Origin of the sequence: uncultured Thiothrix sp., from assembly GCF_937876535.1 — a bacterium.
Classification (GTDB): domain Bacteria; phylum Pseudomonadota; class Gammaproteobacteria; order Thiotrichales; family Thiotrichaceae; genus Thiolinea.
This window is the reverse complement of the sequence record NZ_CALFHZ010000008.1, coordinates 67433-82989: the sequence shown is the minus strand read 5'-3', so window position 1 is coordinate 82989 and position 15557 is coordinate 67433. Positions and strand designations below refer to the sequence as shown.

The 15557-nt window shown below is 47.1% G+C and carries 14 protein-coding genes; all 14 read left to right on the top strand.

Going from position 1 to position 15557, the window contains the following annotated elements; translation table 11 throughout:
* The first annotated feature begins 1 nt into the window (after window position 1).
* Genes mraZ through ftsA form a run of 14 tightly spaced genes read left to right on the top strand, consistent with a single transcriptional unit; the run spans window position 2 to window position 15552 of the window.
* A complete protein-coding gene (mraZ, locus tag Q0230_RS04985) occupies window positions 2-457 on the top strand; it encodes a division/cell wall cluster transcriptional repressor MraZ (protein WP_298608716.1) in 456 nt (151 codons plus the stop codon).
* Window positions 457-1389 carry a 16S rRNA (cytosine(1402)-N(4))-methyltransferase RsmH gene (gene rsmH, locus Q0230_RS04980; RefSeq protein ID WP_298608715.1) on the top strand — a complete coding sequence of 311 codons (933 nt, stop codon included), beginning with the start codon at window positions 457-459 and terminating at the stop codon, window positions 1387-1389. The genes mraZ and rsmH overlap by 1 nt, the downstream gene beginning before the upstream one ends.
* A gap of 6 nt (window positions 1390-1395) precedes the next feature.
* Window positions 1396-1674 (top strand): cell division protein FtsL, encoded by a 279-nt coding sequence (gene ftsL, locus Q0230_RS04975; RefSeq protein WP_298608714.1) that lies wholly within the window; start codon window positions 1396-1398, stop codon window positions 1672-1674.
* Complete coding sequence (locus tag Q0230_RS04970; protein ID WP_298608713.1) at window positions 1671-3506, top strand: penicillin-binding protein 2; 1836 nt, start codon at window positions 1671-1673, stop codon at window positions 3504-3506. Before ftsL ends, Q0230_RS04970 begins: the two co-directional genes overlap by 4 nt.
* The gene (locus tag Q0230_RS04965) at window positions 3503-4990 is read left to right on the top strand and encodes a UDP-N-acetylmuramoyl-L-alanyl-D-glutamate--2,6-diaminopimelate ligase (RefSeq protein WP_298608712.1); all 1488 of its coding nucleotides are present in this window, start codon (window positions 3503-3505) and stop codon (window positions 4988-4990) included. The genes Q0230_RS04970 and Q0230_RS04965 overlap by 4 nt, the downstream gene beginning before the upstream one ends.
* A complete protein-coding gene (gene murF / locus Q0230_RS04960) occupies window positions 4987-6348 on the top strand; it encodes a UDP-N-acetylmuramoyl-tripeptide--D-alanyl-D-alanine ligase (RefSeq protein WP_298608711.1) in 1362 nt (453 codons plus the stop codon). Before Q0230_RS04965 ends, murF begins: the two co-directional genes overlap by 4 nt.
* Window positions 6342-7424, top strand: coding sequence for a phospho-N-acetylmuramoyl-pentapeptide-transferase (mraY, locus tag Q0230_RS04955; protein WP_298608710.1), 1083 nt, complete (start codon window positions 6342-6344; stop codon window positions 7422-7424). Before murF ends, mraY begins: the two co-directional genes overlap by 7 nt.
* Window positions 7424-8773 carry a UDP-N-acetylmuramoyl-L-alanine--D-glutamate ligase gene (murD, locus tag Q0230_RS04950; RefSeq protein WP_298608709.1) on the top strand — a complete coding sequence of 450 codons (1350 nt, stop codon included), beginning with the start codon at window positions 7424-7426 and terminating at the stop codon, window positions 8771-8773. The genes mraY and murD overlap by 1 nt, the downstream gene beginning before the upstream one ends.
* Window positions 8770-10005, top strand: a complete 1236-nt coding sequence (ftsW, locus tag Q0230_RS04945; protein WP_298608708.1) for a putative lipid II flippase FtsW — start codon at window positions 8770-8772, stop codon at window positions 10003-10005. The genes murD and ftsW overlap by 4 nt, the downstream gene beginning before the upstream one ends.
* Window positions 9998-11113 (top strand): undecaprenyldiphospho-muramoylpentapeptide beta-N-acetylglucosaminyltransferase, encoded by a 1116-nt coding sequence (murG, locus tag Q0230_RS04940; RefSeq protein ID WP_298608707.1) that lies wholly within the window; start codon window positions 9998-10000, stop codon window positions 11111-11113. Before ftsW ends, murG begins: the two co-directional genes overlap by 8 nt.
* Complete coding sequence (murC, locus tag Q0230_RS04935; protein WP_298608706.1) at window positions 11110-12543, top strand: UDP-N-acetylmuramate--L-alanine ligase; 1434 nt, start codon at window positions 11110-11112, stop codon at window positions 12541-12543. Before murG ends, murC begins: the two co-directional genes overlap by 4 nt.
* Window positions 12543-13460, top strand: a complete 918-nt coding sequence (locus Q0230_RS04930) for a D-alanine--D-alanine ligase (RefSeq protein WP_298608705.1) — start codon at window positions 12543-12545, stop codon at window positions 13458-13460. Before murC ends, Q0230_RS04930 begins: the two co-directional genes overlap by 1 nt.
* Window positions 13460-14302 carry a cell division protein FtsQ/DivIB gene (locus Q0230_RS04925; RefSeq protein ID WP_298608704.1) on the top strand — a complete coding sequence of 281 codons (843 nt, stop codon included), beginning with the start codon at window positions 13460-13462 and terminating at the stop codon, window positions 14300-14302. The genes Q0230_RS04930 and Q0230_RS04925 overlap by 1 nt, the downstream gene beginning before the upstream one ends.
* A 2-nt stretch (window positions 14303-14304) precedes the next feature.
* Window positions 14305-15552, top strand: a complete 1248-nt coding sequence (ftsA, locus tag Q0230_RS04920) for a cell division protein FtsA (protein ID WP_298608703.1) — start codon at window positions 14305-14307, stop codon at window positions 15550-15552.
* Window positions 15553-15557 lie beyond the last annotated feature (5 nt).

Below are 15557 nucleotides of genomic sequence, written 5' to 3'. Positions count from 1 at the left end.
CATGTTTCGTGGCATCTCAAACATTTTAATAGATACCAAGGGACGGCTGTCGATGCCTTCGAAATACCGTGACGCTATCTTAGCAAGTGCAGCAGGTCAGATTGTCATCACAGTGGATCATGCTGATAAGTGCTTATTGATTTACCCGATGGATCAATGGCTTAAGGTAGAACAAGCCTTAATGGGGCTGCCCAATGTGAATCGTCGGGTGCGTAATATGCAACGCTTAATTTTGGGACACGCCGCTGAGTTAGAATTAGATGTACAAGGTCGAGTCTTATTACCAGCACCTTTACGTGAATATGCTGGCCTAGACAAGCGAGTAGTGCTTGTTGGGCAAGTAAATAAATTTGAATTGTGGGATGCAGATCAATGGCAACAAGCTCGTGACGCTTGGTTGCAAGAAGCGCGTGAAGACGATGACTCGGATGATTTATTAAGTCAGGTTTTTATGTGATGTCCACGAATTTTGCTCATACCACCGTGCTCCTAACGGAAGCTGTTGCTGCTTTAGCGATTAAACCTAACGGTTTATATATCGATGGCACCTATGGGCGGGGTGGGCATTCTGCAAAAATCTTGGAGCAATTAGGTTCTGAAGGCCGTTTACTAGCGATTGATAAAGATCCTGCCGCTATACAACATGCGTGTGAAGTTCATCAAGCGGATACTCGCTTTAAAATTTGGCAAGGCTCATTTCGGGATTTTCCCCAAGCTTTAGCTGAATTAGAGCTTGAGACTAAAATGGATGGTCTGTTGTTAGATTTAGGGGTGTCGTCCCCACAATTAGATGAAGCTGAGCGCGGTTTTAGTTTTATGCGCGATGGTGCTTTAGATATGCGTATGAATCCTGAAGTGGGCTTAAGTGCACAACAATGGTTGTTGCAGGCGGATGAAAGAGAAATTGCACAGGTGTTGTGGCTGTATGGCGAAGAGCGTTTTTCACGGCAAATCGCACGTGCCATTGTGAAAGTTCGGGACACTCAGGTTTTAGATAGCACTTTGAAATTAGCGGATTTAATAGCCAAAGCGATTCCTAAGCGTGAGTTGGGTAAGCATCCAGCCACCCGTAGCTTTCAGGCGATTCGTATTAAAGTAAATCAAGAGTTAGACGATTTAGAGGCTGGGTTAGCTGCTAGTCTTAAGCATTTAAAACCGGATGGGCGTTTAGCAGTGATTAGCTTCCACTCTTTGGAAGATCGCATGGTCAAGCATTTCATGCGTGAGCACTCAAGCCCCCCCCGATTGCCTAAAGGTTTGCCGATTCAAGCGATTGAATTAACTGCGCCACTGCGGTTAGTAGGTAAGGGTTTGCGGCCAAGTGAGGCTGAAGTTGAAACGAATGTGCGCGCACGAAGCGCGACTTTAAGGGTTGCTGAGAAGGTCTAAGGAAACATGAACCTACACCGCTGGCAAAGCTTAGCGACAGTGATGTTCTATTTATTGGTAGTCGTTTTGGCACTGATGGTCGTGGCTAATCGTCATCATGCGCGTCAATTGTTTGTTGAACTACAGCAGTTGCAAAAGGATCGTGACCAATTAAGTGCGACTTGGAGTCGTTTGGTCTTAGAGCAAAGTACGCAATTAAACCAAGTGTATGTAGAAAAACATGCACGCGAAGTGTTAGGGATGAAAAAGCCAACCCCAGAAACTACCCAGGTGCTGCACGAATGAGTAAGCGCAAAGCTGTCGCTTCCCCCGTGTTTGAAGGTCGCAGGCGTTTCCTGATGTTAGCCCTGCTAAGCGTGATTGGGGTGTTAATGTTGCGTGCGGTTTGGCTGGAAGTCTTTGACCAGTCTATGTTACAAGAGCGGGCTGAACAACGCCAAACCAAAGTCGTTACTGTGCCTGCTTATCGTGGCATGATCTTAGATCGCAATGGCGATCCGATGGCGGTGAGTACGCCGGTCGAAACTCTTAGTTGTAATCCGAAGATCCTCTTAGATACACGCACGGTATGGCGTGATGAGTACAATGCCGCTTTGCGTACTGCCGAAAAAACTCAAGGTGACGAGGCTCGCTTGGCGGCAGAGCGTACCTTGGCAGCCATGCCGTTTGTAAAGCTCGAAGATGCTTTGCGTAAAGTCGAAGAGGTTCTTGAATATCCACCAGGGCAGTTACTGCAAAATCTTGAAGAAGCACGCGACAAAAACTTCTATTACTTAGGTCGACAACTGCCTCCAGAGTTAGCCCAAGAAATTCTCGCCCTCAATATTAAAAAAGTGGAAAGCACTAGTGGCTATCGACGTTTTTATCCCTTAGCAGAAACTAGCGGGCATGTTATAGGCATGACGGATAGTGATGGCAAAGGCATTGAAGGTATTGAGAAAGTTTCCGATGGGATTTTAGCTGGCCAAGACGGGCGTATGCGCGTCGTTAAAGATGGCAAAAATCGCATTATTGAAGGCATTGAAAGTCTGAAAGATATGGTGCCAGGCCAGGCGGTTAAATTAAGTATTGATCGGCGTATTCAGTACATTGCTTATAAGCAGCTAAAAGAACAAGTTGTCCGCTTGGAAGCAAAAGCAGGTTCTATTTTGGTCATGGATACGCAAACTGGCGAAATTCTCGCAATGGCGAATCTGCCTTCCTTTAATCCAAATAATCGCAAACAGTTGGATGCACAAAATTATCGGAATCGTGCCGTCACTGACAAGTCAGAGCCAGGTTCGACTCTGAAGCCTTTAACCGTAGCAGCCGCTTTAGAGTCACGGGTTATTTCGCCGGATGTTGAAATTGATACTTCGCCAGGGCATATCAATTTCGGCAAATATACAGTACGTGATCCGAGCAATTATGGCTCAATTTCTTTAGCAACTTTATTAGCTAAATCCAGCAACGTGGGTGCAAGTCGTGTTGCACTGTTAATGAACCCACGGGATCATTGGATGTTTTTAAGTCGTGTGGGCTTAGGGCGTGTACCTGCTGCCGGTTTTCCAAGTGAAAGTGCTGGGCAGCTTTCAAGTTATACCGAATGGGGCAAAGTCGATCATGCCTCTCATGGCTATGGTTATGGATTGGCAACTAGCTTATTGCAGCTAACGCATGCTTATACTGCCTTAGCCAATAATGGGCAGTTGATGCCAGCTACTATTTATAAAGTCGACAAATTGCCACTGGCACAAACCGTGATGTCACCTACCACTGCTCAATCCGTTATTCGCATGATGGAAGCAGTGGTACAAGCCGATGGTACGGGTAAGCGTGCCATGATTGATGGCTATCGTGTTTCAGGGAAAACCGGAACTGCCTACAAGTTCATCAATAATGCCTACAGCAATACTCGCTATATGACGAGCTTTATTGGTATTGCCCCTGCTACTCGTCCACGCCTAGTAGTCGCGGTGCAGATTGATGAGCCGAAAAAAGATGATAGTGGTGGTCGGGCAGCAGCACCGGTCTTTTCAAAGGTCATGTCTGAAGCTTTGCGCTTATTAGATATTCCACCCGATGACCTGCCGGCTTTAAAGCAAGCTGATACAACAAAAAAAGAGGGCAATACATGAAGCAGCTGGCTACTTTACTAGAGGGCTTTTGTGCCGCAATTCCTGAGCTCAGCATTACTGGCTTGGCCTTGGATAATCGGCAGCTTCAAATGGGGATGGCCTTTGTTGCTTTACAAGGTACACGCCAACATGGTTTAGCTTATGCTCAAGCAGCGGTGGAAGCAGGGGCAGTGGTTATTCTATACGAGCCTGTGTCTAATCTCGTTGCGCCAATTTTACCAGTGCCAGTAGTAGCAGTACCCCAATTACCGAAAGTGTTGGGTTTGATCGCCCAACGCTTCTATCAAGTCACTGCGGATGATTTATATGTGATTGGCATCACTGGTACTGATGGCAAAACATCTACCACGCATTTCATTGCAGAGGCTTTAGCTTATCTAAATGAGCAAGCGGCTGTGTTAGGGACTTTAGGCGTAGGTAAACCGGGTGCTTTAGAAAAAGGTACGCATACCACTCCAGATGCGATTCAAGTTCAGAAGCAATTTAATGATTTAAAGCAGCAAGGCTTTAAAACCGTAGCGATGGAAGTGTCTTCACATGCCTTGGATCAAGGGCGCGTGCATGGTGTGCAGTTTGATGTGGCAGTGCTAACCAATCTGACTCGTGATCATTTAGATTATCACGGCACTGTTGAGGCTTATGCTGAAGCTAAGCGTAAACTCTTTTATTGGCCGGCTTTGCAACATGCTGTGCTGAATTTAGATGATACCTTCGGCCAGCGTTTAGCCGCAGAGTTAGCGGATACTGCTGTGCAAGTTTGGGGCTATGGCGTAGGTGATGTGGCTGATTATCCGCAGCAAGCTGTGATTGCAACTAGTGCAAAATTTGATGCTCAAGGTATCCAAGCAACAGTGTCTACACCTTTAGGTGTCGGTGAATTAAAAGCGCCCGTTTTAGGCCGCTTTAATTTACATAACTTGCTGGCTGCTTTGAGCACTTTATTAGCTAAAGGTATATCTTTAGCCTCTGCCTTAACTGCTTTACAGCAGGTCGAAACTGTACCCGGGCGTATGCAGCGGGTGCAGGTTCAAGGCAAAGCCGAAGGCATACTGGTTGTGGTGGATTTTGCACATACACCGACTGCTTTGCAGCAAGCTTTACGAGCAGCAAAAGCTCATACATCTGGGCGCTTAATCTGTGTATTTGGTTGCGGGGGTGATCGTGATGCAGGAAAGCGTCCTGTCATGGCACAAATCGCTGAGCAAGAAGCTGACCTCGTGATTGTCACTGACGATAATCCACGCACTGAAAATCCCGAAACTATCTTTGCAAATATTCGTGCTGGCTTTGCTCAGCCAGTAGCTGTGCATTTTGAGCATCAGCGGGCGACTGCGATTCGTTTAGCCATTCAGCAGGCTCAATCGGGTGATACGGTGGTGATTGCAGGCAAAGGCCATGAAACAGTGCAACTTTTGGCGGATCGTTCCATTCCTTTTGATGATCGCATTCAAGCAAGTTTAGCTTTGCAGGAGTGCGAGGCATGACTTGGTTAACACTAGCGCAAATTGCTGAATGGCTCCAAGCCGATTTACAAGCAGTGAGCCTTGAAACTGCACAACAACTACCGATAGAGCGAGTTGAGCGGGATTCACGAGCTGTTCAAACAGGTGATTTGTTTTTAGCGCTCAAGGGTGAACGTTTCGATGCGCATGAGTTTGTTCTACAAGTGGCGGGCAAGGCGAGTGCTGCTTTAGTAGCCCATCCTATTGATGCAGCTATTCCGCAAGTGCTGGTACCTGATGTGCGTTTGGCTTTAGGACAATTAGCTAAAGCCTGGCGTGAAAAATTTAATAACCCCGTGATTGGCTTAACCGGCAGTAATGGCAAAACTACTTTAAAAGAAATGCTTACGGCTATTCTCAGCCAGCACGGCCAGACTTTGGCGACTATTGGCAATCTCAATAATGATATTGGTGTTCCTTTAACCTTGTTACGTCTGCGTGCTACGGATCAGTTTGCAGTGATTGAAATGGGGGCTAACCATTTTGGGGAAATTGACTATCTCACTCATTTAGTTCTGCCGAATGTGGCTATTTTGAATAATGCAGGGGCTGCACATTTAGAAGGCTTTGGAGATATTGCGGGTGTTGCACGGGCAAAAGGTGAAATCTTTGCGGGTTTAGCAGCCGATGGTATTGCAGTTATTAATGCAGATGATACTTATGCGAGTTACTGGCGAGAGTTAAATCAAGCACGGCCGTTATTAAGCTTTGGTTTTAGTCAAAGCGCTGATCTACGTGGTGAGTTAAGCACGGATAATCAATTAATCATTCATAGGGGTGCTGACTCGGTTGCAGTGCGGTTAAAGTTGTTAGGGAAGCATAATCAACTGAATGCTTTAGCAGCGGCGGCAGGGGCAACAGCCTTAGGGCTGCCATTAGCCGCTATTAAGCAAGGATTAGAGTCTTTACAAGCTGTGAAAGGTCGCTTAAATCCGAAACAAGGGCGGCATGGCGGGTTAGTAATTGATGATACGTATAATGCTAATCCAAGCTCGACAGCGGCGGCGATTGCCGTGCTTGCTGAACAACAGGGAAAAAGAATTTTAGTATTAGGGGATATGGCTGAATTGGGCGATACAGATGAACAGCTACATTTTGAGTTGGGACAACTTGCAAAATCAGTAGGCATTGATGAACTTTATAGTTTAGGACGTTTAAGCGCTGCAGCTAGCCAAGCTTTTGGTAAGGGTGCACAGGCTTTTCAGGATTTAACAGCATTATTGATGGCTTTAACCTCCCATTTAACACCTAATACTCAAGTCTTAGTAAAGGGTTCGCGTTCAGCACGTATGGAGCGGGTTGTTGATGCTTTAGTCGAGCAAGGAGCCACTACATGTTAGTTTGGCTCTTTGAACAGCTCAGCCATTTTTATAGTGGCTTCAATGTTTTCCAATATTTGACTTTTCGTGCCATTTTGGGGGTTTTGACTGCTCTAGTAATTGGGCTATGGTCGGGGCCTGCGATGATTCGCGCACTGACCCGTCTAAAGATTGGCCAATATATCCGTGAAGATGGCCCACAACATCAAATGAAAGCGGGTACACCCACAATGGGTGGAGTGATGATTATCCTTGCGATTAGTGTTTCGACCTTATTGTGGGCGGATTTAAGCAATCGTTTTACTTGGGTAGCCCTTGCGGTCACTTTAGGCTTTGGTTTAATCGGTGGCTTAGACGATTATATTAAGCTTAAAAAGCGTCGTAATTTAGGTTTAACCGCTCGGCAAAAAACCGTGGGTTTAACTTTAGTGGGATTCGCTGCTGCGTTCTTTTTATTCTTTACTGCACAACATCCAACCGACACGACTCTCTACATTCCCATCTTAAAAGGCGTACATTGGGAAATGGGTTGGCTATTTATCCCTTGGGTCTATTTAGTCCTGATTGGTACAAGTAATGCGGTCAATCTTACCGATGGTTTAGATGGATTAGCCATTATGCCTACGATTTTAGTAGCTGGTGGTTTAGGTATCTTTGCTTATGCAAGTGGCCACGCGGCGATTTCTAGTTATTTAGGCGTACCGAAAGTGCCAGGCGCAGGTGAAATGCTCGTATTTTGCTGTGCGATCGTGGGGGCTGGTTTGGGGTTCCTCTGGTTTAATTCTTATCCTGCTCAGGTATTTATGGGCGATGTCGGCGCTTTAGCTTTAGGCGCTGCTTTAGCTATTGTGGCGATTATTGTGCGTCAAGAAATCGTATTAGCCATTATGGGCGGTGTTTTTGTGCTTGAGACTTTATCGGTCATTCTGCAAGTAGGTTATTTCAAAGCCACTGGTGGTAAGCGTATTTTCCGGATGGCACCACTGCATCATCACTATGAAAAGAAAGGTTGGCCTGAGCCTAAAGTGATTGTGCGTTTCTGGATTATTACCGTGGTGCTAGTCATGATTGGCTTAGCAACTTTAAAGGTGCGCTAATGAAGACAGCAACACACTCCGCTTGGAAAACTTTAGTGGTGGGGCTTGGGATCACAGGGCTTTCGGTAGCGCGCTATTTAACAGCTCAAGGCATTCCTTTTGCAGTCATTGATAGTCGGGAAGATCCTCCGGGTAAAGAGGATTTAGTAAAAAATTTTCCAGAGGTAGCTTACTGGTTTGGTGAGTTTGCCCAAGCCACTGCTTGGTTCGAACAAGCTCAAACTCTAGTCGTAAGCCCAGGAATTGCGATTGCAACGCCCGAAATTCATTCGGCACAGCAACGTGGGGCGGAAATTATTGGTGATATCGAGTTATTCGTGCGCGCTGCCCAAGCGCCTATTGTAGCTATTACTGGCTCTAATGGAAAAAGTAGTGTTACCACCCTCGTCGATTTAATGGCGAAGCAGGCAGGTATGCAGTCCTTAGCCGGTGGCAACCTAGGCTATGCTGCTTTAGATTTGCTCGATTTGCCTGTGCCTGATGTCTATGTGATGGAGTTATCTAGCTTCCAACTTGAAACCACTCATTCCCTCAAAGCAGCTTCGGCAGTGGTGTTGAATGTTAGCGAAGACCATATGGATCGTTATGCAAGCTATGCAGATTATGCGGCTGCTAAACAGGTGATCTATCAAAACTGTAATTGGGCAGTGTTGAATCGTGATGATGCTTTAGTCATGCAAATGGCACCGTCTTCAGGTTCACAAGTAAGTTTTGGCTTAGATGCACCGGCTGCAGGTCAATATGGGATTCGTGAGCATGAAGGTAAAACTTGGTTAGCTAAAGGTGATGCCTTATTGCTAGCTACCGCTGAGATGAAATTACCGGGTAGTCATAATCATGCGAATGCTTTAGCTGCTCTTGCGTTAGGCGAAGCAGTTGGTATTCCTTTACACGGTATGCTGGCGGCTTTGCGTGAATTCGGTGGCTTGCCACATCGTACACAGTGGGTGCGTGAGCGTCGCGGTGTCTGTTGGTATGACGATTCGAAAGGGACAAATGTTGGTGCGACCTTAGCAGCTTTACAAGGTTTGCCTGGGAAAACAGTGCTGATTGCGGGTGGCATTGGTAAGGATGCTGATTTCCAACCTTTAAGTTCTGCAATTCAAATGAAAGCTCGAGCAGTCGTACTTATCGGGCGGGATGCGCCACTTATTGCCCAAGTGATTGATACAAGTGTGCCGGTACATTATGCCGACAGTATGGAAGAGGCTGTGCAGTTGGCCGCTGATGCTGCGCAATCGGGGGATAATGTCCTGTTGTCTCCAGCCTGTGCGAGTTTTGATATGTTCAAAAACTATGGGCATCGTGGTGACGTATTCAGTGCTGCTGTTCGAGGTTTACCCGCATGAAACCTAGCCTACCCAATAAGCTGCTAGAGCGGATTGAAGCCATTGATTGGTCCGCTTATATCGACCGTGATTTAGCGCTGGCAATCGCCGCATTATTGGCGATTGGGGTTGTGATGCTGGGTTCAGCTTCTTTTTGGGTAGCCGAAAAAACTTATGGTGATATGTATTATCTCCTTAACCGCCAGTTGCTATTTCTTGGCCTCGCTGTAGTGCTGGCTTTAGCTTTATACCAAGTACGGATCGGCTTTTGGGAAGGCTTGGGTGTCAAGCTGTTGCCTATTGCCGTTTTCTTACTCGTTTTAGTCCTTATTCCGGGGATTGGTGTCTCTGTTAAAGGGAGTCGGCGGTGGTTAGCGCTAGGACCGGTGTCTTTGCAAGTTTCTGAACTCGTAAAAGTTATTATGATTATGTACTTGTCGAGCTACATGGTTCGGCATGGTCAAAAACTCTCCACTTCAAGCTCCTATCAGCCGTTAGTGCTGCCTTTGATTGTCTTAGCGGTGATTGGTGCTTTGCTGTTACTGGAGCCTGATTTTGGTTCAACAGTGATCATTATGATGGTAGGGCTGGCCCTGTTATTCCTAGGCGGAGTGCCCTTAAAGCGCTTAGGTATGTTTTTAGGTGGTGCGATTGTTTTGATGCTGCCCATAGTGGCTTTAGAGGGGTATCGGCTTAGACGTATTGAAGCTTTCTTAAATCCTTGGGCGGATGTAAAGGACACTGGTTATCAAATTATTAACTCACTGATTGCGATTGGTGATGGCGGTTGGTTTGGAAATGGTTTAGGAGCTGGTGTACAAAAGCTTTATTACTTACCCGAAGCGCATAATGACTTTATCTTTGCTGTATGGGCAGAGGAGTTTGGTTTTGTCGGGATGGTACTGCTGTTAGCTTTATTCGGCTGGTTGGTGTATCGCGCTTTTGTGATTGGCTTTAATGCAGATAAGCAAGGCTTACAGTTTGGCGCTTATGTGGCTTATGGGATTGGGTTTTGGATGGGCTTCCAAGTCATTCTGCATATAGGGGTGAATTTAGCCGTATTGCCCCCCAAAGGTTTGACTCTGCCATTCCTCAGTTATGGTGGTAGTAGCTTATTAATTACGCTCTTAGCTATGTCGCTACTGATGCGGATTCATCGGGATACACGGCTTAGCGCTTTAGGTTTGCCTGTGAAAGCTACGGTGCGCAAACCACCAGTGCGTCGTGCTGTAGGAGGTAGTCCGCGTGCTTAAGCCAAGACCTATTTTAATTACTGCAGGTGGAACGGGTGGGCACGTTTATCCCGGTTTAGCAGTAGCGCGTGAATTACAAGCGCATGGGATTCCTATTATTTGGATGGGAACCAAGGCAGGCTTAGAGGCGAAAATTATTCCAGCCGCAGGGATCGAGGTTGCGTGGCTAGAGGTTTCTGGTTTACGGGGTAAAGGGTGGCAAGCTTTAGCTTTAGCGCCTTTTCGCTTAGTGAAGGCTTTATGGCAATCAGTTGGCATTATGCGCACTCACAAACCTGCAGCCGTGCTGGGCATGGGAGGCTTTGTAGCAGGCCCAGGCGGTTTAGTGGCAGCCCTCATGGGTAAGCCTGTGGTGATTCATGAGCAGAATGCGGTGGCGGGTTTAACCAATAAACTCCTGTCTAAAGTCAGTAAGCGGGTTTTGGAAGGTTTTCCTGGTACTTTCCCCAAAAGTGAAAAAGTCCAAGCGACAGGCAATCCAGTGCGTGCTGATATTGCCGGCTTGCCACAGCCCTTAGAGCGCTTAGCAGATCGTGAGGATCAACCCGTCCATTTATTAGTGGTCGGAGGGAGTTTAGGGGCGGCTGCCCTAAATCAAACGGTGCCACAGGCTCTAGCTTTATTAGCGCCAAACTTACGCCCTGAAGTACGGCATCAAGCGGGGGCTAAGAACTTAGAGGCGGCTCAACAGGCGTATCAAGCTGCCGGTGTACAAGCCACGGTGACGCCTTTTATTGAAGATATGGCGGAAGCTTACGCGTGGGCGGATTTGATTATTTGCCGGGCGGGTGCTTTGACGGTAGCTGAAGTATCAGCAGCAGGTTTAGCCGCTTTATTTATTCCCTATCCCTATGCAGTGGACGATCATCAAACCGCGAATGCTCGCTATTTAGTGGATCAAGACGCAGCTCTATTAATTCAGCAAGCTGAGTTGAATCCAGAGCGTTTAGCGAGCTTACTCACTGAGTTATGTTCGGATCGGGCACGTTTAGTAAAAATGGGTATAGCAGCCCGGCAATTGGCGATGCCGCAGGCTACGGCACAAGTAGCAGCCATCTGTGCAGCCTTTGCAGGCTATGATTTTCAAGAGATTAGGAAGCAAGCATGAAAACAGGGAATGACAACCTCGCACGCAAACGTATTAATCGCCTGCACTTCATCGGGATCGGTGGCGCAGGAATGGGCGGTATTGCGGAGGTGGTTGCAACATTGGGCTATACGGTGAGCGGTTCGGATTTGGCTGAAAGTGCGATGACACGGCGGCTGCAATCGATGGGGATTACCGTCTTCAAAGGCCATGCTGCCGAAAATATTGAAGGTGCCGATGTTATTGTGGTCTCAACTGCTATTGACGCGCAAAACCCTGAAATCATTGCTGCTCGTGAAAAACGTATTCCAATTGTACGCCGTGCCGAAATGTTGGCTGAACTCATGCGCTTTCGCCAAGGTATTGCAGTAGCAGGTACGCATGGTAAGACGACTACAACCAGTTTAACGACCAGCTTATTAGTAGAAGGTGGTTTAGATCCTACTTATGTGATTGGTGGCAAGCTGAATAGCTCAGCAAGTAACTCTAAGCTCGGTACTGGTGAGTATTTGGTCGCTGAAGCGGATGAAAGTGATGCTTCTTTCTTGCACTTACAGCCAATGATCGCAGTGGTGACTAATATCGATGAAGATCATATGTCCACTTACGGCGGTGATTTTTCTAAGCTAAAGCAGACATTTATCGAGTTTCTGCATCATTTGCCCTTCTATGGCTTAGCCGTGTTATGTGTCGATGATGAGCATGTGCGCGCTATTCTGCCGGAAGTAAACCGTACAGTAATTACCTATGGCATTGAGCAAGATGCTGATGTACGTGCATCTAATGTGCATTTTGAAGGCACCCAAAGCTTCTTCACGGTGCTATGCAAGCGCAGCAATCGTAGCTTAGATGTCACCCTGAATCTGCCCGGTCAGCATAATGTCCTGAATGCTTTAGCGTCGATTGCGATTGCTATGGAGTTGGATGTGTCTGATGAAGCTATTCTGAATGGTTTACGTAAATTCAGTGGGGTTGGGCGGCGCTTCCAAATGTATGGCGATATTAATTTTGGCAAAGGCATCGCTACCTTAGTAGATGATTATGGGCATCATCCACGTGAAATGCTCGCTACTTTGAAAGCTTTACGCGGTGTGTGGCCAAGCCGGCGTTTAGTCTTAGTCTTTCAACCGCATCGCTATACACGCACGCGAGATTTATTTGAAGATTTTACCCAAGTACTTTCTGAAACCGATGTGTTGGTGTTAATGGATGTGTATGCCGCTAGCGAGCAACCTATTCCAGGCGCGGACGGAAGAGCTTTAGCACGAGCGATTCGGATTCGTGGCAAAGTAGATCCGATTTTTGTCACTGATGTCGAGGATGTGCCTGGGGTACTCAAGCATATTTTGCAAGATGGCGATGTTATTTTGACCCAAGGTGCTGGTAGCGTAGGTGGCTTAGCAGCAAGCTTGCCAGAAAAACTCAATATTTATCAAAAAGGGCAAGAATAATGCGTAAAGAATCCACACGCTTTGGCAAAGTCGCGGTATTGTATGGAGGCTGGGCGGCTGAACGCCCCGTTTCCTTAAAAAGTGGAGCTGCAGTCTTAGCTGCTTTGCAGGAAAGTGGTGTTGATGCGCATGGCATTGATGTTGACCAGAATATACTGAGTGTCCTGCAAGCAGGGAATTATGACCGTGTCTTTAATATTTTACATGGGCGCGGCGGTGAAGATGGTGTCATTCAAGGTGCTTTAGAGCTATTGGGCTTGCCTTATACTGGCTGCGGTGTCAAAGCGTCTGCTATTAGCATGGATAAACTGATGACCAAGCGCTTATGGCTGGGTGCTGGTTTACCCACCCCAAATTATCGCGTGCTAACAGCGGAAACTGATTTTGCTGCAGTGGTTGCAGAACTAGGTTTACCTCTGATTGTGAAGCCAGCGAGTGAGGGGTCTAGTATTGGGATTAGTAAAGTCACTGAAGCAGCTGCTTTGAAACCTGCTTATGAAGCCGCAGTGCAAAGTGATCCTGTTGTAATTGTGGAGCAATGGATTACAGGCTCTGAATACACGGCGGGTATTTTAGCCGGTGAGCCTCTGCCACTGATTCGGGTAGAAGTGCCGGGGGTGTTTTATGACTATGACGCGAAATACATTTCCAACGACACTCGCTATTTTTGTCCTTGCGGTTTAAGTGAGGCGGAGGAACACAAGGTACGCCAACTAGCCTTGCAAGCATTTGCAGCCGTAGGTGGACGCGGGTGGGGGCGAGTGGATCTGATGCGTGACCAGCAGGGCAATACTTGGCTGATTGAGGTTAATACTAATCCAGGCATGACCAATCATAGCCTAGTACCGATGGCGGCGCGTGCTGTGGGTCTGGATTTTAAAGCTTTAGTTTTGCGGATTTTGGAGACGACGCTCTAATGGCCAAGCAGCCTAGCTCTCAACCCCAACAACGTGCGCGACCACGTCCGGCAAAAAATGTAGCCTTGGCAACTGAGTTGTCGCCAAATATGGCACGTTGGTTGAGTATGGTTGCTTTGCTGATGGTGGTAGGTGGGGCGATCTTATGGCTGCGGGCTTGGATTAGTGACCCAGCGCATCTAACCATTCAAAAACTGGAGTGGCAAGGTGATTTCCAATATCTCAAACAAACTGAATTGGAGGCACTTGCACAGCCTTTTGTTAATACGAATTTATACTTGTTGGATACGGATGGTTTAGAGAAGGCTTTAGAGCAAAATCCGTGGGTAAGAGGCGCTAGTTTGCGTAAGGTTTGGCCAAATCAGTTGGTTGTTGATGTAGAAACACAATTTCCGGTTGCTTTTTGGGGTGATGATAAGTTATTGAATCAGTTCGGCGAGATTTTCGCTGGAACATTGCCAGAAAAGCAGGGTGTTTTCCCCATTATTTTCAGTCCTCAGAGTAATAGTGGGCGAGTCATGGGTGAGCGTTATGTAAAGCTTACCAAAATGCTGGCTGGCTTAAATTTAGAAATTATCGAGCTGTCAGAAGATGAGCGTGGTTCATGGCGGATGAAGGTACGTCATGGACCCGAAATCATTATCGGCCGTAAAGAGCAGGAAAAACGAGTGCAACGTTTTAGAGTGGGCTATTTGCAAGGCTTGAAGGATCGTCTCGGTGAGATTGATCAGATTGACCTACGCTATACCAATGGATTTGCTGTGGAATGGAAACCTGGTGTTGGTAATGGCGCGGCTGTGAGTTCCTTAGATGGATACACACAACAGAGTCTAGGGAGCTAAAGATGTCAAAAAAATCAGAGCGGAACACTATCGTCGCCTTAGATATTGGTACCTCAAAGGTAGTCGCGATGGTGGGCGAGGTGAACGAAAACGGACGCCTCGAGGTGGTTGGTATTGGTACTTCCCCCTCCCGTGGTATGCGTCGTGGCGTGGTTGTCAATATCGAATCGACCATTCAGTCGATCCAAAAAGCCGTTGAAGAAGCTGAACTGATGTCTGGCGTCAGAATTAGTTCAGTCTATGTAGGTATTGCTGGAAGTCATGTGCGTAGTCTTAACTCACATGGGATTGTCGCGATCAGAGAGAAAGAGGTAACAGCCCAAGATCTTGAGCGCGTGATGGATGCAGCACGTGCCGTTGCGATTCCTGCTGACCAACGCATTTTGCATGTGCTGCCACAGGAATATGTGATTGATTCACAAGAGGGTATCCGTGAGCCGATTGGTATGTCGGGGGTACGCCTAGAGGCTCGCGTGCATTTAGTGACAGCAGCTCATGGCGCTGCACAAAATATTATTAAATGCGTTGAACGTTGTGGGCTAAGCGTAGAAGATATTATCCTTGAGCAAGTTGCATCGAGTTATGCAGTGCTTGAGGAAGATGAAAAAGAGTTGGGTGTCTGTTTAGTCGATATCGGTGGGGGTACCAGCGATATTGCTGTGTTCCTCAATGGAGCAATTCATCATACAGCAGTGATCCCAATTGCTGGTGACCAAGTGACTAATGATATTGCGCTTGGCGTGCGCACCCCTACACGTCATGCAGAAGATATCAAAATTAGGCACGGTGTCGCCTTACAAAAATTAATTGAGCAGGAAGAGACAATTGATGTCCCCGCAGTAGGTGAGCGGGAAGCCTTGAGCTTATCCACTTTTGTCTTATCGTCGATTATTGAGCCGCGTTATGCAGAACTGTTTGCCTTAGTGCTAGATGAATTGCAACGTAGTGGCTACGAAGAGCGGATTGGAGCAGGTATTGTCTTAACCGGTGGTACCTCAAAAATGCAAGGTGCTATTGAGCTGGCAGAGGAAATTTTTCATATGCCGGTTCGCTTAGGAATGCCGCGTGATATTGGTGGCTTGCGCGGCGAAGTTGAAAACCCTATCCACTCCACTGGGGTAGGACTCCTGTTGTACGGCATCGCACAGCAGGCTTATGGAGAGCGAAGGGGTGTACACCACCCCGCGCCAGTAAGTTCGCCCGAGAGCTTATGGGAGCGCATTAAAGGTTGGTTTAACGGAAACTTGTAACAGTT